Raw genomic sequence first — 21,435 nt, forward strand, 5'->3', positions numbered from 1 at the left:
ACGCAACCTTTTCAAGGATATCGCATCTAGAAAGTAAAGAAAAAGATTATGAAAATTAAATTTATTGCGTTGCTGGCATTTATTGCCCTTGGTATAAGCTCCTGCGACATAGGTGATGATGATCAGCCTAGAGTATTTTACAGTACTCTTTTTATTACAGATGTAGAAATTCCTGATCCCTTTGTATTTGGTGAGGTAAACGAGATCATTGTTCGTTACAACAATCCATCAGATTGTTATCGGTTTGACCAGTTTGCTGTTAATTATGATTTGAATATAAGAGAGGTTGCAGTTATATCAAGCTACATCGATTCAGAAAATTGCGTTGAAGGTGACATCCCGACAGAGCAAGTTTTAAGATTCAGACCCACCAGTAATGGCACTATTGTGTTTAAGTTCTTAACTGGAATCGATGAAAATGGAGTTAAAGAATTTTTAGAAATTGAAGTAGAAGTACAGGAATAGGATATTTTTAAATGTGGTACAACAACAAATTCTTGAGGGATGTAGAAAAGGAGATCGTAAGGCGCAGCGGGCGCTTTACGATCAATATGCTGCTTCCCTATATGGATGTTGTTTAAAATATGCTTCTAACGAGCAGGAAGCTCAAGATATATTACAAGATAGCTTTATAACCATTTTTGAAAAGATCCAGCAATTCAAGAATGAAGGATCTCTGGAAGGATGGTGTAAACGAATTGCTATCAATACTGCTTTGCAGCGCTATCGAGGCGCCAAAGTATACTTATTGGAAGACGAGCAGCAATTAGTGGAAGAAGTACCCGTGGTGGAATACATGGAACAATTAGGGCTGGAAGACTTATTAGCGATGGTACAACAGCTGCCTGATAGATATAGAATGGTTTTTTCTCTTTATGCATTAGATGGATTTAGTCATCAGGAAATTGCAGAGTTAATGGATATAAGGGAAGGAACCTCCAAGTCCAATTTGTCCAGAGCTAGGGTTAGCTTACAACAAATGATACAGGCGTGGCGCAGAAAAATGAATAGCGACGCCATATAATACAATGGAAGAAGAAAAGAACATAGACCGATTGTTCCAGGAGAAATTCCAGGATTTCAAACCAGCTGCTCCAGCTGGATCTTGGGATGCCATTGAGTCAAAACTGGATCAAGCTAAAAAGCGACCAGCGGTGCTACCTTTATGGTGGAAACTTGCCGGCGTCGCTGCAGTTCTAGCAGTTCTTATATCTGTATTTGTGTGGAATCCTGACGATGTTACTCCTGTTGAAAATATGGTTGTGGAAGAGGCACCATCTTCTGAAGAAACAGAACTTCATCAGGGAATTGCTAATGAGGAAAAGCAACCTGCTAACATAACAGATCAACAGTCTAACTCCATTGATTCCAATCCAAATCAAACCAAACAGTCTCAAGAAAGTGTTGTAGAGAATTCTAGTGAAGCTGCAGCCGCCATGCCCAGTAGTAGTAAGTCAAAAAATGGTACCTCTTTTAAAACCAAAGAATCCACGCCACAGAATAAGGTCACTAGTCAGGCGCAAAAAGATTTTATAGCTCAAAGCGAGCAAACTAGAGAACCATTGGATTCAAGGGCAAATGGTAATGATGTTGATCCACAAAATGCTGCTGATTCAAAATCGTCAAGTGATCCATTCCAGAATTCGGTAAATGAAAATGTTGGAGATGCCATGGCGATGAACCAAGAAACTAAAGCCGATGAAATTCAAGAAAAGGAAGAAACTGAATTAGAAAGTCTGGAAGATATTGCTGCCGCAACTGCTGTGACCCGCCAGGATGAACCTATGCCTAGAAAAAAATGGAGTGCTGCCACCGTTGTCGCACCTGTTTATGCAAGTAGCTTGAGTGGTTCATCTATTAGTGATCGCGTTTCTAGAGAAAATCAAAATACCCAAACCGACATAAGTTACGGAGTAGCCATCTCTTATGCGATCGATTCCCGTTGGAGTGTTCGTACCGGCTTACATCAAGTCAACATGAACTACAACAACCAGGATATCAATTATGGTTTGAATGGAAATACCCTAATTCTTAATAATGCAGAAGCCATGGCCATCTTTGATCCTAGCGCCGTCAACGCGCCAGCGCCGGCGATGTTCTCGAGTGCAAGTAGTTTTGATCAAGAATTGAGAAATGCCCGCATTCTGTCCAATTTTAAGGGCGAGATGAGTCAGCAATTGGGTTATCTGGAAATGCCCTTTGAAGTGACATATAGGCTGGTAGACAAAAAATTGGGAGTGAATGTTTTGGGTGGTTTTAGCGCGCTGTTTCTCACTGATAATAATGTAAGTATTGTAAACGATAGCCGCAGGTTGGATCTGGGCAGTGATGAAAATTTCAACAGCTTTAACCAGAGTGCCAATTTTGGTATAGGTCTGGACTATCAGTTTTCCAAAAATATCGGACTAACTCTAGAGCCTACGTTTAAATATCAGTTGAACTCGTTAAAAGAAAACACAAGTGACTTCAGACCTTACACCGTTGGTGTATATACCGGTTTGATGTATAGATTTTAACCACAAATTGTTGTCATTGCAGGCGTTTGTGGGTATATGAAAAAGAGATTGAGGTTGGTTAATCATTGAACTCAATTAAATGCAATGAAAAAGAGTGGAACCGTCCTGTTTGCTATGCAGGACGGTTTTTTTATGCGTCGTGATGAAGGATAGGTTAGGAATTCTGTTGCCTGACAAGATCTTCATAGATGATATTTCTTACGCTTTCGCGAAAGCGAACTTTATCTCCAGGCAACTGCAAGCCAGCAGTTTGTTGGATCTCATGGGTTCTTGCACGCATGCGTCCCGGCGATCCATGAAAAAAGGAGAACGGAAAACGTTTTTTATTGTCATAAAAACTCATGGGAACCACGGGAATTTGATGCTCTATGGCCAGTCTAAAGGCACCATCCTTGAAGTTATCCAGCAGTATCGACCGGTCTGATGGTACACCACCTTCAGGAAAAATACATATTCCAACACCATCATCCAGTCTGCGGCTGGCGCTTTCAAAAACGGCCTTGCGGCTTTGCGGGTCACCGCGATCTACAAGAATACACGTGCGCTTATAGAAAAAACCAAAAATGGGAATTTTGGAAAGCTCTGCTTTACCTACAAAAACAAACGGGTTTTTTGCTACCAGTAGCATGAGCATGATGTCTGCCATGCTCGTATGGTTGGCCACCAGCATATAGCTTTGTCCCTTCTGCATGTGAGCATCTCTATATATCTGTGGCCACCAGAACATCCCGTAGATAACAAACGCTGCCCAGGCTTGAGCCATCTTGAAAAAGATACCATAGGTTTTCTCTGAAATTGTCGCCAACACAAGAAACGGAAACATGACCAAAATAGGAATGGCGAGTAGCACATAAAACCAAACCCTATAAATAGGCATTACAATATATCGTATCCATTTCATGAGTTCCAAAAATAGCAGAATTAAAACAGGCCACAACACCTTGATCTGCTTCTTGTGGTTTAAGCTCCTAAGGAATTATCTTTGTCCCCTAAATTATACCAATGGCTAGAGTACTTACGGGAATACAATCTACGGGAATACCACATTTAGGGAATTTATTGGGCGCCATCTTGCCAGCGATAGAAATGGCCTCACAACCTGATAATGATTCCTTCCTGTTCATTGCAGATTTTCATTCCTTGACGCAAATCAAGGATGGCGAAACTTTACGAGAAAACACGTATGCAACAGCTGCTGCCTGGATGGCTTGTGGACTGGATTCTAGTCGTACTACTTTTTATAGACAAAGCGATGTCCCGCAAGTCACAGAGCTTAACTGGTATCTCAATTGCTTTTATCCATATCAACGGTTGACACTGGCTCACAGTTTCAAGGATAAATCAGACCGATTGAATGATGTGAATGCCGGATTATTCACCTATCCTATGTTAATGGCAGCAGACATCTTGTTGTACGACGCGCAAGTTGTGCCTGTGGGAAAAGACCAACTGCAGCATCTTGAAATGGCACGTGATGTGGCAGGACGTTTTAATAATCAAATGGGCGATACGCTTATAGAGCCTCAAGCCAAAATCCAGGAAAATACGATGTATGTTCCAGGAACAGATGGTGAGAAAATGAGTAAATCCCGTGGTAATTTGATCAATATCTTTTTACCGGAAAAGCAGTTGAAAAAACAAGTCATGTCCATAGAAACGGACAGTACGCCGCTGGAAGAGCCTAAAGATCCCGACACCTGTAACGTTTTTGCGATTTACAAACTGATTGCTACTGCCCAGCAAACCGCAGAAATGCGTGAAAAATATGAAGCTGGAAATTACGGTTATGGACATGCTAAAAAAGCACTGTTTGAATTGATCTTGTTCAAATTTGGAAAAAATCGGGAACGTTTTGAGCACTATATGTCCAATAAACATGAAATAGATGCTGCTCTCAAAGAAGGTGCGGCAAAAGCTAAACTTGTTGCAGACGACGTCCTTTCTAGAGTTCGTGAAAAGCTGGGCTATTAACTAGAAGCTTTAAAAAACTTCCTTCTTATTGTTTTGAACGCAAAAGTCTACTGAATTTACCTTTCAAGTGGACAATTCTTTTTGTGTGCTCTTAATTTATAATAGTTTGACCTAAATCCTCGGCGCAAACTTCTCATTAGTTTTTCCATAGCAACATTCGGATACCCTATTTCGCACCTAAAGTTTCTACTATTTCTTGGTGTTAGAATCACTGATGGTAGTTTACCACCTGCCTTTTATCTCGTTCAAATACACGATTATCTGTTTAAAAGTATATTAAGATATTTTTAAGATGATATTATAACGTTCTGTAATACAATTTATTAGATGTATTTAATGCATTTTATCGATGTTTTCAGTTTGTTTATCGTGTTCAAACCTCCCATATTTGAACCATCATTAAAACGATAACAATCAAAAACCTCTACAAAATGAAAAAATTTACCCTAACAGCAGCTATCCTATTTACCGCAGCGACATTTGTTTCCTGCTCCACAGATTCTGAAGGTATCGACGATACCAGTGCACCGGTAAACGGTCCCAAAGTGACCTTGTTTACAGGCAGCAACACATCTGGTAAGATCAACATGTTCGACCTTACCGATTCCAACAACATCACCAACAAGTCTTTCCAGAGCGCCAGTACCGATGGTAACGGCATCCACTACGATCCACTCAATGACTGTCTTTTTGAGGCATCAAGATCAGAGAGTAACGTATTGGTCTTTGAAAACCTAAACAACAACGAGTCCGGATCGGCACTCGCTCCATCTCTTAGATCTGACGTACAGGTGGAGAACCCAAGAGATATTGCCATCTCTGGAAACCGCATCGTGGTATCTGCAGATGCAGTGGGACCACGCGACAGCAACAAGTTCTATGTATATGAGTCGACACCCAACTCTGTAAGATTGGTCAACATCTACGAGACGGGTAACCAGCACTGGGGAATCTTCCTTGCTGGGAACACTCTTTATGCAGCCGTGGACAACAGTGGTAGAATAGCCGTCTATAACGACTTCTTCTCCAACAACAGCGGTGAGCTTACCGCAGACGACCAGATCACCATTGAAGGTGCACAGTCCCTAAGAGGAATCACCTATGACGAGGTAGAGGACCAACTATTCCTTGCCGATGTCAGAAACCCATTGAACGACAGCGACGGAGCGATCCACACGATCAAGAACTTCTCAGTGATCTACAGCGGTCTTGAGGCTTACGGTACCATCACAGATGTGACCACGGTAAGCGGTTCAGAGACCATGTTGGGCAACCCGGTAGACCTTGAGTACGACAATGTAGGAAAGGTACTCTATGCGGCAGAGCGCAGCACCAACGGTGGCATGGCTTTATCCTTTGACACCACTACCGTAGGCAACGCAAGACCAAAGATGCAGCAGTCCGTTTCAGGAATCTCAAGCATCTACCTTAACGTAGAATAACATACAACGATTTTTCAAGTGCAATTTGTAGAGTAGATTGTAGAAAAGAGAAGAGACCCATCTAGGGTCTCTTTTTTTGTTCCATAGTATTGAGGATTGTTACGCTTTCGCGAAAGCGACATTATCCATTCTAATTACCTATTAAATATTTCAGGTCAACATAAACAGTTTGCCCGGCAATGGCTTCACCACACCTTTAAGCTCCATGGACATCAGCAAAGAGGCTACTTTGTGAACCGGCATGTGCACCTGTAGCGCAATAATATCCAGCAATTCCTTTTCTTGTTCTTTGAGTACGGTATAGATGGCTCTTTCATCTTTGTCCAGCTCCACAAATAATTGCTTTTGAACGGCCACTTCATTTTGTTGCCAGCCTAGTATATATGGAATATCTGCTGCGGTGGTAAGTAAATGTGCCTTGCTTTGTTTGATCAGACTATTACAACCTGAGGCATATTTATCATTCACTCGACCTGGAACAGCAAAAACCTCTCGATTGTATCCACTGGCCAGGTCTGCAGTGACCAGAGAGCCTCCTTTTTCTGCACTTTCAATGACCACAGTCGCTTCACTCAATCCAGCAATAACACGATTGCGACCCAAAAAGTTTTTACGATCAAAGGTGTCTGTGCTCCAAAAATCAGTAACAAAACCGCCGTTTTTCTTGACGTCATTATTATGTGCGGCGTGGTTGCGAGGATAGGTCTGATTCAGCCCATGCGCCATGACTGCTACAGTTTGCAGGCCATGCTCGATAGAAAGTTTGTGTGCCAGTATATCCACACCATACGCATAACCGCTAATAATGGTAGGATTGAGCAGAGCAATATCTGCCATGAATTTTTCCAAAAAAGCGCTGCCTTGACTGGTAATCTGGCGTGTGCCAACAATACTTAAGGTGTATGGATTGTTCCAGTTGATGTTTCCGTTTTCGAAGAAGATGATAGGTCCATCAACGCAATACTGCAATCGCTCTGGATAGTCATCATTATAGTAAACCCTATACTTGAGCTTGTTTTCTTCAATAAACTTGAGCTCGTTTTCGGCCTTTTGGAAAAGGTCTTTTGCCTTAATGAATTGGGCTTTCTTCTCACCTATGCCTTCAATGGCTGCAATTTCGCGATAAGGTTGTTCAAAGACTGCTGCTGCACTGCCAAAAGTCCTGATCAACTTTTTGGCCATGATATCGCCTATAAGCGGTGCCTTTTTTAAGGCAAGAAGTGAGAGCAGCTCTTGTTTATCCATTACCCAAAAATAAAAGGATTGGGGTTCAAAATGATGGTTTCAAAAGCCTTGAGATCACCTTCGGCAAGGACTCCAGGAAAATCACCACGATACTCCTGCATGGTAGTCATCAATTGAAAATGTAGATGTGGCGAGTAACCACCGTTTTCTTGTGGTGTGCCTAGAGTTGCAATTTGTTCGCTTTCGCGAAAGCGAACTCCAATTTCCCACGCTTGCATATCAGATCTAGAAAGGTGGCCATAAAGGCTGTACAACTTGCCATCATTGTAATCGTGCTCTAAAATTAGTGTTGGTCCATAATTCCCAGCGTCGTCATTGTCTGAAAAAGAATGAATTTTTCCATCCATAATCGCGTGAACACTGGTGCCAGCTGGCGCCCATAGGTCAATTCCCATATGGACGTCGCGCACCGCTCCATCCTGAAATCTCGCAGATTTGCGATACAACGCTCGCTGTTCTTTGTAGCCGCCGTGGGCAACAAATCTGCCTGTTTGATGGCGATGATCCTTAAGATATTTTTCCATCACGGCAATATCACTCACATCATTTTCATCCCAATACGGATTGTGGATGGAGAGATCCATAGGGAAATAGTCCTGAGATGCATATCGTGGATCGAGAAGGTTTTTGAATGCCATTAGATGACCATTTCTGGGATGTCGCCTTCTACGATAAGTGTACCTTCGGTAGCTGCTTGAATCTCCTGAACGGTGACGCCAGGTGCTCTTTCTAGCAGTTTGAAACCTTGGTCTGTTATTTCAATGACGGCCATGTTAGAAACAACTTTAGTGATGCAATTGACACCTGTAAGCGGTAAACTGCATTTTTTAAGCAGCTTTGACTCGCCGGCGCGATTGGTATGCATCATGGCAACAATGATATTTTCTGCGCTGGCGACAAGATCCATGGCGCCGCCCATTCCCTTGACAATTTTACCTGGGATTTTCCAATTGGCGATATCACCATTTTCGGCTACCTCCATGGCGCCCAAAATGGTGAGGTCAACATGCTGACCACGTATCATCCCAAAACTGGTTGCGCTATCAAAGAAACTTGCGCCTGGCAATGTGGTGATGGTTTGCTTTCCTGCGTTGATGACATCTGCATCTTCCTCACCTTCAAAGGGAAAAGGTCCCATTCCCAACACGCCGTTTTCTGACTGGAACTCTACATCGATACCTTCTGGAACATAGTTTGCCACTAGAGTTGGTATACCAATACCTAGATTGACGTAGTAACCGTCTTTCACTTCTTGCGCGATTCTTTTTGCGATGCCTATTTTATCTAACATGATTTTTTTTTAAACTGTTCTATACTGCTCTTTCTATAATAAAGGGAAGACAGATAGATCTGATATTTAATTTTTGCTTCTAACCGTTCTCTGTTCAATACGCTTTTCATACTTCTCACCTTGAAAAATGCGTTTGACAAAAATTCCGGGAATGTGGATCTGGTTGGGATCAAGCGCACCTGCGGGAACTAGTTCTTCTACCTCAGCCACGGTAATGCTGGCAGCGCCACACATGACTGGATTGAAGTTTCTAGCGGTTCCTTTAAAAATTAGGTTTCCTGCGGTGTCTCCTTTCCATGCTTTGACAAAAGCAAAATCTGCCTTAAAAGCGTACTCTAGAATATGAGGTTTGTTATTAAAGACTCGCTCTTCTTTTCCTTCGGCTACTTCTGTTCTGTAGCCTGCTGGTGTGTAGAAGGCAGGAATTCCTGATTGTGCGGCGCGGCAACGCTCGGCCAGCGTTCCTTGTGGGATCAATTCTACTTCCAGTTCACCGCTAAGCATCTGGCGCTCAAACTCGTCGTTCTCGCCCACGTAAGACGAGATCATTTTCTTGATTTGTTTGCCCTGCAATAACAACCCTAGTCCAAAATCATCGACTCCAGCATTGTTGGAAATGCAGGTCAGATCACTGACTCCCAACTCCACTAATTGAGCAATGCTGTTCTCTGGAATTCCTGATAAACCAAATCCACCAACCATCAATGTCATACCACTCTTTACGCCAGCTAGTGCTTCTTTCACACTTGCTACTGTTCTATAAATCATGCAAATTTTCTTTGCTATGAAAATACGAAATACTTGAGAGTTTTAGTGAACGGTGGTCCAAAGCGTGAAAAAGCCACGCATTACACATGAAGTCTTACACTTATTGAAAATAAGGCACAGTGATTCACTAACTAACCCTTTGAGGGCCAGCCAAAGATGATCAAGCAAGGCTTTTTACTTAAACCTCGTCAAAGTTTACATTGACTTTTGCGCTGGTAGGACAAGCCTGACAAGTGAGCGTAAAGCCATCGCTGATTTCCTCATCTGTCAAAATGGAGTTCTTGCGCATTTTGACGTCTCCTTCTTCAATGAGAGCTATACAGCTGGAACAGATACCACCTTGACACGAGTATGGTGCATCAATATCATTTTTTAGCATCACGTCCAGCATGACCTCATCGCGTCGCATGGTAAACGTATGCGTCTCGTCATCCAGGATGACGGTAATTTCAGATAGGTGACTGTCCTCGGTAATTTCCACATCACTTTCGGTTGATGTGAATAGTTCAAATTTGATGTTCTCCTCAGCGAGCAATCCCTTTTCTATGAGGTTGAGTTGGGTCATTTGGATCATCTCTTCAGGGCCGCATAAGTACGCTTTCGCGAAAGCGAACCCTTCACAATCATTCTTCAGGAAATAGTTCAAGTTGCCTTTAGTTATTCTACCAAACAAGGCATCCTGACGCTCCTCACGACTGAAACAGTATTTCAACGTAAATCGCTCGCCGTACTGATCTTTAAGGTCATTGAGCTGTTCCAGATAAATGGCCTGACTTTCTGATTGATTCCCATAAATCAATGCCACTTTATTGTCAGCATCGCCAGCGAGTGCGGTCTTCAATATAGACATGATAGGTGTAATGCCGCTACCGGCAGCAACCATCAAAAAGATTCCCTTTTCCTGCTTCTCATGAATGAACAACCCATCTGGCGGCGCTACTTCTAAGGTATCGCCAGCACGCAGTTTCATGGCGTAATTTGAGAAAACACCCAAATCTACCGTCTTGACCACCACCTTTAATTGGTCGTCGTCTGGAGCACTGCTTATGGAGTAGGCGCGACGCACCTCATTGCCATCAATCGTGGCTTTAAGCGTCAAATACTGACCTGCCTGATATTGGAATTCTTCCTGGAGACTGCCAGGGATTTCAAAAATAATTTCAACGGCTCTAGAAGTAACCTTAGTGACTTGTTCAATGCGTAATTCGTGAAAAACCATGTGTCGATTAATTGGGCTGCAAAAGTAAGAAACAGAGAAAGAGTTGTAACATTTTTAATTTTATCTTCACTAATCCAGCAACTAACCTTACTACCATGTTCAAACTCTTTGCTAGTCTAGAATGGAAAAGTTTCTTTAGATCTGCTGCCTTCAAGCAAAATCTTTTCTTCAAGATATTTATCGGTTTTTTTGCTGTTCTCTTTTTGCTGGAATTTGCCGCTTTGGGCGCTGGAAGCTTCTATATCCTGGAAAATTTTATTGAGGACGGCAACATCCTGGCATCTGATCCTTTAGCGGTAATTAATCAATTTTTGATCTACTGGTTTGCGGTGGATCTCATATTTAGATATTTCTTCCAAAAAATGCCGGTGGCTAATATCAAGCCACTTCTCTATTTACCTTTTACTAAAGGAAAGATTGTTCAATACGCCATGGGAAAAACGGTGATCTCATTTTTTAATATTCTACCAGCATTCTTTTTTATACCATTTTCCATTGTCCTATTAATAGAAGGCTATGACCCTTTAGGCGTGATAGGCTGGCATCTTGCGATGTTGTCCATCACATTACTGCTCAATTTCTTGAATATTTTTCTCAATAATCTAGATAAGGTATTCTATCCAGTAGTGATCCTTATAGCGGGTCTTGCCACGATACAATACTACGGCTACTTTGATATCACCAGTTACACACAACCTATGTTTGACTTTTTCTACAGTCAGCCATGGAGTTTTGTCTTGCCGCTGGCGCTGGCCGTTTTTAGTGGTCAATATGCCTATGTCTACTTTAAAAAACAGCTGTATCTGGATGCCGGACTTAAAACCAAACATGAAACCGCTACCACAGAAAATCTGGATTTTCTCAATCGGTTCGGGAAAATGTCAACTTACCTTAAGAATGATGTGAAGCTCATACGCCGCAACAAACGAGCTAGGACCACTTTTATCATGGGATTCCTATTTATGTTCTATGGCCTTTATTTTATTGCTGTAGGTCAAGGCGAATGGATGAAGGTTTTTGCGGCCTTGTTTTGTACCGGTGGTTTCCTGTTCAGTTTTGGTGGGTTGGTGCCGTCATGGGATAGCAGCTACTATAAATTGATGATGGCGCAAAATATTCCCTATCGTGAGTTTTTGCTGAGCAAATGGTGGCTCATGGTGGTTGTGACTGGCTTTAGCACCTTGCTTAGTTGCTTCTATGTTTATTTTGGGCTCGAGTGGCTTTATGCCATTCTTGCCGGCGCCGTTTACAACATTGGACTCAACGCATCCATCACACTGCTGGGTGGTGCATATGTAAAAACGCCCATTGATTTGACGAGCAACAAGAAAGCCTTTGGCGACAGTAAGGCCTTCAATGTCAAAACGCTTTTGCTTACCATTCCTAAAATGATCTTGCCCGTGATTATATACTATGCATTTTCTCTGACCATCAGTAGCGAGGCTGGATTTATTGCCATTGCGGCAACTGGGCTGCTGGGATTGCTTTTCCGAGATAAGATCTTGACTATTGTAGAGAATGTTTATAAGAACGAGAAATACGATACGATTGCTGCCTATGCGCAAAAGGATTGATGTGAAAATGGCTTGAACTATTTCGCTTTCGCGAAAGCGAAATCCTACCAAAACTCTTAACCAACACTAAAACATTTGAAATGATCCACATACAGAACCTTTCCAAAAAATATAACGACACCACCGTTCTTGATATCGAAAGCCTACAAATTCCTAGAGGACAGTCCGTCGGGCTGGTAGGAAATAACGGTGCTGGTAAGACCACGTTGTTTTCCCTATTGCTGGACTTGATAGAACCTACCACGGGACATATCATGTCCAATGATATTCAGGTCAATGAAAGCGAAGGATGGAAGCCTTTCACTAGCGCTTTTGTTGATGAGAGTTTCTTGATAGGCTACTTGACGCCAGAAGAATATTTCTATTTCATAGGCGAGCTGCGCGGACAAAACAAAGCAGATATCGATGCTCTTATGGAAAAGCACGCCGATTTTTTCAACGGTGAGGCGATAGGCCAAAAAAAATACCTGCGTGACCTTTCTAAGGGTAACCAGAAAAAAGTTGGGATTATCGCTGCTCTTATAGGCAATCCTGAAGTGATCATTCTAGATGAGCCGTTTGCCAATCTGGACCCATCAACACAGATAAGGCTTAAAGCGATCATAAAGGATCTGTCTAACGACCCTAATGTCACCATGCTTATCTCAAGCCATGATTTGATTCACGTGACTGAGGTGGCGCAACGCGTTGTACTGTTAGAAAAGGGTAAAGTCGTGATGGATCAAGTGAAGGATGCAGCTACCTTTGGCCAGCTGGAAAAGTATTTCATGGGAATTAGTGAATTACACGCTGTCCCTGTGGAGGATACTACCATCACCACTAACCTTGAAGAAGAAGAATAGACATGTCACCTAAAATTAAAGTGTTCCTTATCTACGGCATTAGCTTCATGCTCGTGTTTCTTATTACGCGGTTTATTCTGGTACAGTTTTATCCAGAACCTAGTATGTGGCTCACTTTTATTCCGCTAGGTGTAGGAATGGTGCTGGCGCCCAAGCCACACATTGAAGAAACCCAATCTGGACGGCAATATGGTTTGAAGAGTATTTTCTTTAAGAGGATCATTCACATCAAATAGAAATGTAATGAATGCAAAATTCAAGACCTTCTTTATTTATTTTCTGATCGCATTTTCCCTTTTGACGTTAAGCTTGGTCGCGTTACAGTATTTTAATACGTCAACCTATTTCAGAATCCTCTTCCCTGTTGCTGTGGTGATGCTGTTGACTCCTAGGCCTCATATCATAAAAAGCCAATCTGGAAATCAGTATGGATTGAAAAGTATCTTTTTTAAGAAGATTATTAAGATCACATAAGCCCTGCATTACCATTGTTTGCTCTTTACTTAATTCCTTATTTTTGAACGATATCACAATATCATAACCCTACAACAGTTATGATAGCTAGAAAAAAGAGCTCGTTTGAAAAATCTTTTTGCTTTTACTGCCATCATTTTTTGCCTGCTGCTGGTTCTCGCCAGTTGTAGCCGTAAGAATGATTCTTTTATTAGCCGCAACCTGCATGCGGTTGGTACAGAGTATAATATACTCTATAATGGAAATCTCGCCTTACAGGCTGGACTGGATAATATAGAGGCAAATTATAGGGACAACTACTGGGATATCCTGCCCGTAGAGCGCCTGACAGTCAAGGACGAAATAAGAGTTAGCGCAGACGACCAGTCTGATCCCAACTTTTCACTAGCCGAAGAAAAGGCCGTCAAGGCAGTTCAAAAACACAGCATGCTTATCGATGGTGAAGAAGTGAATCCACAAATCGACGAGGCCTACATGCTACTTGGAAAAGCCCGTTATTATGACCAGCGCTTTATTCCATCGCTAGAGGCTTTCAATTATGTATTGCAATTCATGCCAGAATCTGATGAGATTAGAATGGCAAAAATCTGGCGCGAGAAGACCAACATGCGCCTGGAGAACAATGAGATTGCCATTGAGAATTTACAGCAGCTTATCAAAGAAGACAGCCTTGAGATTGAGCGTGAAGAATTGATTCTTGCTAATGCTACTTTGGCTCAGGCTTATCTTAATGTGGATAAAGTCGACAGTGCGCTTATTTATATGAATCGCGCTGCCCAAAAAACAAAGGATCGAGCAACTGAAGGCCGTTACAAATTCATTGCCGGACAGCTTTTTGCAAAGGCAGGTCAAAGAGACAGTGCCATTGCACATTTTGACGAGGTCATTGAATTACATAGGAAAATACCTCGCAACTACTACGTCAACGCCTTCATAGAGAAAATCAAACTTAGAGATACGGTAGAACAGTCTGATGATGAGTTTCTAGAAGTGCTCAATGAGCTGGAAGAAAACAGGGAAAATAGACCGTGGCTGGATATCATCAATTATCGCAAGGCCATATATCTGGAAACTATAGACAGTGTAGACGGCGCCGTGGCTTATTACAACAAGTCCTTGAAAGCCGGCGATAGAGATCCCTATTTGCAGGGAAACACCTATGATGCTTTGGGCCGCATTAGTTTTGACGATGCCCGTTTTGAAACAGCTGGAAAATATTTTGATAGCGCATCAACCAGATATGAAGATAAATCCAGAGAACAGCGTGCGGTTATCAAGAAGAGAGAAAATCTGGCAGACATTATTCTTTACGAGAGCAATCGCCGCAGTGCTGACAGTCTATTGAGTATCGTTGCCATGAGCGATGGTGAACGAGTAGAGTATTACAACAACTACATAGAAGAACTAAAAGAGCGCGAGGCACAACTAGCCGAACAGGCAGCTATAGAAGAGGCAAATCTTGCCCAGCAAAAAACAGCCCTTGCGACAATACAGACCAATAATTCCGTTAATAATAGATTAGGGCCGCCTAGTGGTGCTACCATAAATGATTCAGGTCCAACAAGCACCAACAGTGGTTTCTATTTTTATATACCGGCAACGGTGGCAAGAGGCAAGTTGCAGTTTAGGGCTATTTGGGGAAATCGTGCCCTCAAGGATAATTGGAATCTAGCGAGCGTGAATAGCAACTTGATCGATGAGGCGACAGACGGTAGTGTCACCGCCATAGAAAACGGCGATCTAGCTCCAGAATATCAAGCCGCCTATTACATTGACCGCTTACCACAAGGTCAGGTGGCATTTGATAGCATTGCGGGAGCTCGCGATTTTGCCTACTATCAGCTGGGTGTTTTATATAAGGAAAAATTCAAGCGCAATGACCTTGCGATCGATAGGTTTGAAACGCTTTTGACCTTTGAGCCAGAAGAAAAGTTACTGCTTCCTACCTTGTACAATCTATACTTAATGGGTCGTGACGGTTCAAATGACGGTAATGATATCGCTTTCGCGAAAGCGGAACAATACAAATCCACCATCATATCCCAATATCCTGAAACCAGATACGCACAAATCCTGCAAAATCCTGACGGCAAACTAGACACCAGTGAAACTGCCGAAGGTGTCTATAACCGTATCTTCAAACAGTACGAGCAAGAAAACTATGCTGCTGTTATTGAACAGGCAAACAATCAAATCATCCGTTTTGCGGGCGATCCCATCATTCCAAAGTTGGAACTTTTAAAGACCTATGCATCGGGTAGACTGTATGGATTCAAGGCCTATAAAGAAGGTCTTGATTTTATTGCGTTGAACTATCCCAGTACAGAAGTAGGTAAGGAAGCCGCAGTTCTAGCGGCAGATGCAGAAAAACTAGTGATCCCAAGTGAGTTTGCACCAGAGGATAACAGCAATAACTTCAAGCTGGTCTATACCGTCGATGCCGCAAATGAGCAGCTTATCAACGATTTAAAACTCAATCTGGAACAACCAGCGAAAGCATTAGGTAGCGACATCACCTATTCCATCGATGTTTACACACCGCAACAGTCACTGCTCGTCATTCATGGTATGAAAACCAAAGATAGAGCTGCACAAGTGGCCACCTATCTGGATGAAAATGTGAAAGGCGTCGAGCTGCCTTCCATGCCGGTGGCCATATCGTCAGAAAACTACAAGATCGTACAGGTTTACAAAAGCCTTAACGATTACATGATACAGATCCCATAACCATTCCCCATATGAAATCAAACAAAGCAACAGAGCTAATGGGCAACTCTCAAAACAGAATTGCCAAAGGAACCGTCATTAAAGGTGATATCAATAGCGAGGCCGGTTTTAGAATCGATGGTGAGATCATAGGTACGTTAACCACGCCTGCAAAAGTGGTGATTGGGAAAGATGGGAAAATTGACGGCACGCTTGAATGTTCCAATGCAGATATTGAAGGTGCCTTTTCTGGTAACCTTAAAGTAAGTAGTCTGTTGTCTTTAAAATCCACGGCACATATTGAAGGCGATGTAAGCACCGGCAAATTATCTGTAGAACCTGGCGCGACCTTTAACGCATCCTGTTCCATGGATAGTGGTGTGAAGTCCATTGCAAATGGCCAGCAGGGAAAATCTGCTTAGGACTTATCAGGTCTTTTTAGGGATTGCAATCCAGATCCAGGTGATCATAGCTGTTCTGGCAAGGTTGTAATGCTTATGGCTCTAATAAAATCTTTACCATTAAAGGCGTATTATCAGGTGTCAGCCTTTCTATATATGTCGTGTTCATTCCATTAAAACATATCAACATTCACAATGGCTACACATCATAGCTATTTAAAACCAGTCTGCTTATTTTGAAATTCTACCTCAAGACTTTTCTCATCGTCGCCTTTTTAACGGTCGCTGCTTATTTCTTGCATAGCTGGTGGATTGTCGATCCCGCAATCCCACTTGCGAGAACGTACATCTTTCTAGGGACCGCAACGTTTGTTACGGTAAGTGCGCTGCGCTTTGTACACTTTTATGTTCCAGAGAAATTAGGGTATGCATTCATGGCCGCAATCTTTGTGAAATGTGGTTTGGCGATCGTTTGTTTTCCAGAATTGATCGTGAAAAACTCTGGATTGAATTTGATGGAGGTTTTGGGGTTTCTGGTGCCTTATTTCATATTCCTGTTCATTGAAGTAGTGATCGTCATCAAATGGCTCAATGATAATTGATTGAGTTCGCTTTCGCGAAAGCGAACCCACAACAGTTTCAAGAAATTAATCTAAATAAAAGGACTATTTTAAGATTGTTTTTTGTCATACATTTGCACCCGAATTAAAAGACCCAACTTTTTAAGGTGTTTCACATGTCAAAAGTGTACGTTATAACAGCATTGCTATCCTTGGTATTTTTCACTTCCATGGGCGTGAATGCTCAAGAAGTTTCAGAAACCGAACACGGTCCTGCGCATGAAGAAGTCATGGATAACGATGGCGGCCGCATCAATACGTCTGAAGAAATTAATGAGTACATCCAGCATCACCTAAAAGATGCGCATGATTTTCATGTCTTTTCTTATACCAGTGATGATGGCGAGAGAAAACACGTAGGTTTCCCGTTACCAGTAATGGTTTGGACTACGGAAGGTCTTCAGGTTTTTATGTCCTCTAAATTTCACCACGACGATGCTGGTGAGGTGATTGTTGAGTCTGGTGGCGCGAGATTGGTAAAACTACACAGCAAGATTTACGAACTGGATGCTGGAGCAAACGCCTTGAGTTTTGATGAAGAGCACCACCCAACGAACGCACACAAAGTACTGGACTTTTCTATTACCAAATCGGTTTTTGGAACCTTGTTCATAGGTTTACTGTTGGTGATTTTCTTTGGTAGACTTGCAAAACAATACAAGAAAAAGAGTATCCCAACTGGATTTAGCCGTGTGTTGGAGCCATTGGTTATCTACATAAGAGACGAGATTGCTAGACCTAACATAGGTGAGCAGAAGCATAAGAAGTTTATGCCATATCTACTTACCGTATTCTTCCTTATCTGGATTGCCAACCTTTTAGGATTGACGCCTTTTGGATTCAATATTACTGGTCAACTGGCTGTGACCGCATGTCTAGCGATATTTACTTTAGTGATCTATCTAGTAAGTGGTAACAAAGACTTCTGGATGCACATGTTGTGGATGCCAGGTATTCCCGTGATTTTCAAGCCTATTCTTGCTGTTATTGAATTAGTAGGTTTCTTGTTGATCAAGCCTTTCTCACTCTTGATGCGTCTGTTTGCAAACATTACAGCAGGTCACTTTGTATTGATGAGTCTTATTGCTTTGATGATTACACTTAAAGCACAGTTTGGACCTATAGGTTCTACTGGAGTATCCTTGTTTTTAGCCTTATTTATCATGGTTATAGAATTGCTGGTTGCTTTTCTACAAGCCTTTATATTCACGATGTTGTCTGCCTTATTTATAGGAATGGCTGTTGCAGAGCATGATCATGCAGAACATGCACACACACCAGAGGATGATATTGATGAAGTAAGAGAACGTTTTATCTAGTAGAGTTTTTTATTAATTTTTAAATCGATTGTTATGTACAATTTAATTGGAGCAGGTCTTGTCGTTATCGGTGGTGGTATCGGTCTTGGTCAAATAGGTGGAAAAGCGATGGAAGCTATCGCTCGTCAACCTGAAGCAGCTGGAAAAATCCAAACTGCAATGATCATTATCGCAGCACTTCTTGAAGGACTTGGTTTTGGTGCACTTATCTTGGGTCAAGTACTCTAGGTAGCAAACCAGAAAATTTATGGCACAACTTGTAACGGTTGGTTGCAAGTTGTGTTTTTAAAACAGCAATCAGAATTAATTTAGACAGAAGATTATGTTAGAAGATTTTTCGCCAGGCTTGTTTATCATGCAGGCCATTATATTGATTATACTGGTATTACTTCTAGGAAAATATGCCTGGAAGCCTATCCTAGCTGCTTTAAGTGAGCGTGAAGAAGGAATCGCAAATGCACTTAACGCTGCCGCAAAGGCTAAAGCTGAAATGGCACTACTACAAGAATCCAACAAGGTCGCCGCTCAAGAAGCTCGCGCAGAACGTGATGCGATCATCAAGGAAGCTCGTGAGATCAAGGAGAAAATGCTTGTGGACGCTGCAGCAACCGCACAGGAAAAAGCAGACAAGATTATTGCAAGCGCTCAAGAAGCTATTCAAGCAGAGAAGAAAGCAGCTCTAGCAGACATCAAGTCGCAAGTAGCAGACCTATCTGTGGCCATTGCAGAGAAAGTAACCCGCAAGGAACTTTCTGAAAAAGAGGCACAGTTTGCTCTCATTGACAAAATGCTAGCTGACGCAAACATCTAGAAAACAACTATGAAACTTTCAAGAGCAGCATCCCGATATGCCAAAGCCATCTTAGATCTAACGATCGACAAGAAGGAAGCGGCTGCCGTGAATGAAGACATGAAATCTGTCCTTACGACGGTTCATAAAAACAAAGAGCTTCAGGATTTCTTGAAAAGTCCTGTGGTAAAGACAGAACAAAAGCGCGGTGCATTGCGTCAAGTTTTTAGCCAGGTAGGTGGTATCACCATGGGAGCTTTTGACTTGATCGTTGACAATCAACGTGCAGATATCTTGAGTGATATTGCTACTAAGTACATTCTGCTTTTTGATGAAATGAACAAGCGTGAGGTAGCTACTGTTACCACGGCTGTAGAGATTTCAAAAGAGTTGGAAGCTAAAATTCTTGCTAAGGCTACAGAACTGGCAGGCAAGGAAATAACTCTTGAAAAGAAAATTGACCCTAGTATCGTTGGTGGATTCATCCTGCGCGTTGGTGATAAAGAAATCAATGCCAGTATTCACAGCACCTTGGGTGATCTCAAAAGAGAGTTTGCATACAAGTACTCAATAGAGTAAAACAAATTTTGAATAGTACGCTTTCGCGAAAGCGAAAACAACAATAATATATTAGGTCTTAAAAAGCCGAAGCAATAGTATAAATAGAACAACATGGCAGAAGTAAATCCAGCAGAAGTATCTGCAATACTTAAGCAACAATTATCAGGTTTTGATGCTACGGCATCCCTTGATGAAGTGGGAACCGTTCTTACCGTAGGTGATGGTATCGCACGTGTTTATGGTCTTTCAAACGCACAATATGGAGAACTTGTTTCTTTTGAGAGCGGTATGGAAGGTATCGTATTGAACCTTGAAGAAGATAACGTTGGTGTGGTACTTTTAGGTCCATCCATCGAGATCAAAGAAGGTGATACAGTAAAAAGAACCGAGCGTATTGCTTCCCTAAGAGTTGGTGAAGGAATTGTAGGTCGCGTTGTAAATACTCTAGGCCAGCCTATCGACGGTAAAGGTCCTATTGAAGGTGATCTTTATGAGATGCCTCTTGAGCGTAAAGCTCCAGGAGTTATCTACCGTGAGCCGGTAACTGAGCCTATGCAAACCGGTATCAAGTCCATCGACGCCATGATTCCTGTAGGACGTGGACAGCGTGAGTTGGTTATTGGTGACCGTCAGACGGGTAAGTCTACCGTGTGTATCGATACCATCATCAACCAGAAGGAATTCTATGATGCTGGTGAGCCCGTTTATTGTATCTATGTGGCCATAGGTCAAAAAGCTTCTACCGTTGCATTAATTGCAAAGGTTCTTGAAGAGGCTGGAGCTCTTGCCTATACTACTATTGTTGCTGCAAATGCATCAGACCCTGCACCTATGCAGGTGTACGCACCATTTGCTGGAGCTGCGATTGGAGAGTACTTCCGTGATACAGGTCGTCCTGCATTGATTATTTATGATGATTTATCTAAGCAAGCGGTAGCCTACCGTGAGGTGTCCCTATTGCTACGTCGTCCACCAGGACGTGAGGCGTATCCAGGTGACGTTTTCTTCTTGCACTCAAGATTATTGGAGCGCGCGGCAAAAGTCATTAACGATGACAAAATTGCTGCAGAGATGAACGACTTGCCTGATAGCTTAAGACCTATCGTTAAAGGTGGTGGATCATTAACGGCACTACCTATTATCGAAACTCAGGCTGGTGACGTATCTGCCTATATCCCAACTAACGTGATCTCGATTACGGATGGACAAATATTCCTAGACGGTGACTTGTTCAACTCTGGTGTACGTCCAGCGATTAACGTAGGTATTTCGGTATCTCGTGTTGGTGGTAACGCACAGATCAAATCGATGAAGAAGGTAGCTGGTACCTTGAAACTGGATCAAGCGGCTTTCCGTGAATTGGAAGCTTTCGCAAAATTTGGTTCTGACCTAGATGCTGCGACTTTAAGTGTTATCGAGAAAGGAAAGAGAAACGTGGAGATCTTGAAACAAGCTCAAAACAATCCTTATCCAGTAGAAAATCAAATCGCAATTATCTATGCAGGTTCAAAAAACTTGTTGAGAAATGTACCGATTGAAAAAGTAAAAGAATTTGAAAGAGATTATCTAGAACTCCTTAATGCTAAGCATAGAGGTACACTAGATACGCTTAAGGCAGGTAAGTTGACAGACGAGGTGATCGATACGTTGACAGCTGTGGCTAAGGATCTTTCTTCTCGTTACTAAGAATATAGAT

22 protein-coding genes are annotated in these 21,435 nt (G+C 42.2%); 16 read left to right on the forward strand and 6 right to left on the reverse strand.

The window, feature by feature from the left end; all coding sequences use genetic code 11:
• The first annotated feature begins 48 nt into the window (after positions 1-48).
• Genes AAU57_RS02350 through AAU57_RS02360 form a run of 3 tightly spaced genes read left to right on the forward strand, consistent with a single transcriptional unit; the run spans position 49 to position 2,516 of the window.
• On the forward strand, positions 49-465 hold the full coding sequence (locus tag AAU57_RS02350; protein ID WP_055411394.1) for a hypothetical protein: 417 nt from the start codon (positions 49-51) through the stop codon (positions 463-465).
• Between the two features lie 13 nt (positions 466-478).
• Positions 479-1,024, forward strand: coding sequence for an RNA polymerase sigma factor (locus AAU57_RS02355; RefSeq protein WP_055411395.1), 546 nt, complete (start codon positions 479-481; stop codon positions 1,022-1,024).
• Positions 1,025-1,028: 4 nt separating this feature from the next.
• On the forward strand, positions 1,029-2,516 hold the full coding sequence (locus tag AAU57_RS02360; protein ID WP_055411396.1) for an outer membrane beta-barrel protein: 1,488 nt from the start codon (positions 1,029-1,031) through the stop codon (positions 2,514-2,516).
• A 154-nt stretch (positions 2,517-2,670) separates the two neighbouring features.
• Here AAU57_RS02360 and AAU57_RS02365 read toward each other — a convergent pair whose 3' ends face one another.
• Positions 2,671-3,417, reverse strand: coding sequence for a lysophospholipid acyltransferase family protein (locus tag AAU57_RS02365; RefSeq protein WP_055411397.1), 747 nt, complete (start codon positions 3,415-3,417; stop codon positions 2,671-2,673).
• A gap of 101 nt (positions 3,418-3,518) precedes the next feature.
• On the opposite strand from AAU57_RS02365, the gene trpS reads away from it, so the two are divergent.
• Positions 3,519-4,487 carry a tryptophan--tRNA ligase gene (trpS, locus tag AAU57_RS02370; protein ID WP_055411398.1) on the forward strand — a complete coding sequence of 323 codons (969 nt, stop codon included), beginning with the start codon at positions 3,519-3,521 and terminating at the stop codon, positions 4,485-4,487.
• A gap of 431 nt (positions 4,488-4,918) precedes the next feature.
• Positions 4,919-5,929, forward strand: a complete 1,011-nt coding sequence (locus AAU57_RS02375) for a hypothetical protein (RefSeq protein ID WP_055411399.1) — start codon at positions 4,919-4,921, stop codon at positions 5,927-5,929.
• A gap of 150 nt (positions 5,930-6,079) precedes the next feature.
• Here AAU57_RS02375 and AAU57_RS02380 read toward each other — a convergent pair whose 3' ends face one another.
• From AAU57_RS02380 to AAU57_RS02400, 5 genes are all read right to left on the reverse strand, one after another.
• The gene (locus tag AAU57_RS02380) at positions 6,080-7,174 is read right to left on the reverse strand and encodes a DNA-processing protein DprA (protein ID WP_055411400.1); all 1,095 of its coding nucleotides are present in this window, start codon (positions 7,172-7,174) and stop codon (positions 6,080-6,082) included.
• Positions 7,174-7,812 (reverse strand): peptidoglycan DD-metalloendopeptidase family protein, encoded by a 639-nt coding sequence (locus tag AAU57_RS02385; protein WP_055411401.1) that lies wholly within the window; start codon positions 7,810-7,812, stop codon positions 7,174-7,176. The genes AAU57_RS02380 and AAU57_RS02385 overlap by 1 nt, the downstream gene beginning before the upstream one ends.
• Positions 7,812-8,465, reverse strand: a complete 654-nt coding sequence (locus AAU57_RS02390) for a 3-oxoacid CoA-transferase subunit B (RefSeq protein WP_055411402.1) — start codon at positions 8,463-8,465, stop codon at positions 7,812-7,814. The genes AAU57_RS02385 and AAU57_RS02390 overlap by 1 nt, the downstream gene beginning before the upstream one ends.
• 66 nt (positions 8,466-8,531) lie before the next feature.
• Positions 8,532-9,233, reverse strand: coding sequence for a CoA transferase subunit A (locus AAU57_RS02395; RefSeq protein ID WP_055411403.1), 702 nt, complete (start codon positions 9,231-9,233; stop codon positions 8,532-8,534).
• A gap of 178 nt (positions 9,234-9,411) precedes the next feature.
• On the reverse strand, positions 9,412-10,452 hold the full coding sequence (locus tag AAU57_RS02400) for a ferredoxin--NADP reductase (protein WP_055411404.1): 1,041 nt from the start codon (positions 10,450-10,452) through the stop codon (positions 9,412-9,414).
• Positions 10,453-10,547: 95 nt separating this feature from the next.
• Here AAU57_RS02400 and AAU57_RS02405 point away from each other — a divergent pair, with 95 nt between their 5' ends.
• The 11 genes from AAU57_RS02405 to atpA all read left to right on the forward strand — a co-directional run bounded on the left by AAU57_RS02405 (position 10,548) and on the right by atpA (position 21,425).
• A complete protein-coding gene (locus AAU57_RS02405) occupies positions 10,548-12,026 on the forward strand; it encodes a DUF5687 family protein (RefSeq protein WP_055411405.1) in 1,479 nt (492 codons plus the stop codon).
• Between the two features lie 80 nt (positions 12,027-12,106).
• Complete coding sequence (locus tag AAU57_RS02410) at positions 12,107-12,868, forward strand: ABC transporter ATP-binding protein (RefSeq protein WP_055411406.1); 762 nt, start codon at positions 12,107-12,109, stop codon at positions 12,866-12,868.
• 2 nt (positions 12,869-12,870) lie between these two features.
• The gene (locus tag AAU57_RS02415) at positions 12,871-13,104 is read left to right on the forward strand and encodes a hypothetical protein (RefSeq protein ID WP_055411407.1); all 234 of its coding nucleotides are present in this window, start codon (positions 12,871-12,873) and stop codon (positions 13,102-13,104) included.
• A gap of 343 nt (positions 13,105-13,447) precedes the next feature.
• Positions 13,448-16,069, forward strand: a complete 2,622-nt coding sequence (locus tag AAU57_RS02425) for a tetratricopeptide repeat protein (protein ID WP_055411409.1) — start codon at positions 13,448-13,450, stop codon at positions 16,067-16,069.
• A gap of 11 nt (positions 16,070-16,080) precedes the next feature.
• Positions 16,081-16,470: a polymer-forming cytoskeletal protein gene (locus tag AAU57_RS02430; protein WP_055411410.1), complete on the forward strand. Its 390-nt coding sequence runs from the start codon at positions 16,081-16,083 to the stop codon at positions 16,468-16,470.
• A 215-nt stretch (positions 16,471-16,685) separates the two neighbouring features.
• Positions 16,686-17,051 carry a hypothetical protein gene (locus AAU57_RS02435; RefSeq protein ID WP_055411411.1) on the forward strand — a complete coding sequence of 122 codons (366 nt, stop codon included), beginning with the start codon at positions 16,686-16,688 and terminating at the stop codon, positions 17,049-17,051.
• Positions 17,052-17,185: 134 nt separating this feature from the next.
• Complete coding sequence (gene atpB, locus AAU57_RS02440; protein ID WP_082438514.1) at positions 17,186-18,388, forward strand: F0F1 ATP synthase subunit A; 1,203 nt, start codon at positions 17,186-17,188, stop codon at positions 18,386-18,388.
• Positions 18,389-18,421: 33 nt separating this feature from the next.
• Positions 18,422-18,616: an ATP synthase F0 subunit C gene (atpE, locus tag AAU57_RS02445; protein WP_055411412.1), complete on the forward strand. Its 195-nt coding sequence runs from the start codon at positions 18,422-18,424 to the stop codon at positions 18,614-18,616.
• A gap of 94 nt (positions 18,617-18,710) precedes the next feature.
• Complete coding sequence (atpF, locus tag AAU57_RS02450) at positions 18,711-19,199, forward strand: F0F1 ATP synthase subunit B (protein WP_055411413.1); 489 nt, start codon at positions 18,711-18,713, stop codon at positions 19,197-19,199.
• Positions 19,200-19,208: 9 nt separating this feature from the next.
• Positions 19,209-19,757 carry an ATP synthase F1 subunit delta gene (gene atpH / locus AAU57_RS02455; protein WP_055411414.1) on the forward strand — a complete coding sequence of 183 codons (549 nt, stop codon included), beginning with the start codon at positions 19,209-19,211 and terminating at the stop codon, positions 19,755-19,757.
• Positions 19,758-19,850: 93 nt separating this feature from the next.
• On the forward strand, positions 19,851-21,425 hold the full coding sequence (gene atpA, locus AAU57_RS02460) for a F0F1 ATP synthase subunit alpha (RefSeq protein WP_055411415.1): 1,575 nt from the start codon (positions 19,851-19,853) through the stop codon (positions 21,423-21,425).
• The last annotated feature ends 10 nt before the right edge of the window (positions 21,426-21,435 follow it).

Source organism: Nonlabens sp. YIK11, from assembly GCF_001413925.1.
Lineage (GTDB): Bacteria > Bacteroidota > Bacteroidia > Flavobacteriales > Flavobacteriaceae > Nonlabens.

Coding starts and splice junctions, on each gene's coding strand:
- trpS (WP_055411398.1), top strand. CDS start 3,519: ATGGCTAGAGTACTTACGGGAATACAATCTACGGGAATACCACATTTA.
- AAU57_RS02400 (WP_055411404.1), bottom strand. CDS start 10,452: ATGGTTTTTCACGAATTACGCATTGAACAAGTCACTAAGGTTACTTCT.
- AAU57_RS02360 (WP_055411396.1), top strand. CDS start 1,029: ATGGAAGAAGAAAAGAACATAGACCGATTGTTCCAGGAGAAATTCCAG.
- atpF (WP_055411413.1), top strand. CDS start 18,711: ATGTTAGAAGATTTTTCGCCAGGCTTGTTTATCATGCAGGCCATTATA.
- AAU57_RS02410 (WP_055411406.1), top strand. CDS start 12,107: ATGATCCACATACAGAACCTTTCCAAAAAATATAACGACACCACCGTT.
- atpE (WP_055411412.1), top strand. CDS start 18,422: ATGTACAATTTAATTGGAGCAGGTCTTGTCGTTATCGGTGGTGGTATC.
- atpH (WP_055411414.1), top strand. CDS start 19,209: ATGAAACTTTCAAGAGCAGCATCCCGATATGCCAAAGCCATCTTAGAT.
- AAU57_RS02375 (WP_055411399.1), top strand. CDS start 4,919: ATGAAAAAATTTACCCTAACAGCAGCTATCCTATTTACCGCAGCGACA.
- AAU57_RS02405 (WP_055411405.1), top strand. CDS start 10,548: ATGTTCAAACTCTTTGCTAGTCTAGAATGGAAAAGTTTCTTTAGATCT.
- AAU57_RS02390 (WP_055411402.1), bottom strand. CDS start 8,465: ATGTTAGATAAAATAGGCATCGCAAAAAGAATCGCGCAAGAAGTGAAA.
- AAU57_RS02350 (WP_055411394.1), top strand. CDS start 49: ATGAAAATTAAATTTATTGCGTTGCTGGCATTTATTGCCCTTGGTATA.
- AAU57_RS02415 (WP_055411407.1), top strand. CDS start 12,871: ATGTCACCTAAAATTAAAGTGTTCCTTATCTACGGCATTAGCTTCATG.
- atpA (WP_055411415.1), top strand. CDS start 19,851: ATGGCAGAAGTAAATCCAGCAGAAGTATCTGCAATACTTAAGCAACAA.
- AAU57_RS02395 (WP_055411403.1), bottom strand. CDS start 9,233: ATGATTTATAGAACAGTAGCAAGTGTGAAAGAAGCACTAGCTGGCGTA.
- AAU57_RS02430 (WP_055411410.1), top strand. CDS start 16,081: ATGAAATCAAACAAAGCAACAGAGCTAATGGGCAACTCTCAAAACAGA.
- atpB (WP_082438514.1), top strand. CDS start 17,186: ATGTCAAAAGTGTACGTTATAACAGCATTGCTATCCTTGGTATTTTTC.
- AAU57_RS02365 (WP_055411397.1), bottom strand. CDS start 3,417: ATGAAATGGATACGATATATTGTAATGCCTATTTATAGGGTTTGGTTT.
- AAU57_RS02385 (WP_055411401.1), bottom strand. CDS start 7,812: ATGGCATTCAAAAACCTTCTCGATCCACGATATGCATCTCAGGACTAT.
- AAU57_RS02380 (WP_055411400.1), bottom strand. CDS start 7,174: ATGGATAAACAAGAGCTGCTCTCACTTCTTGCCTTAAAAAAGGCACCG.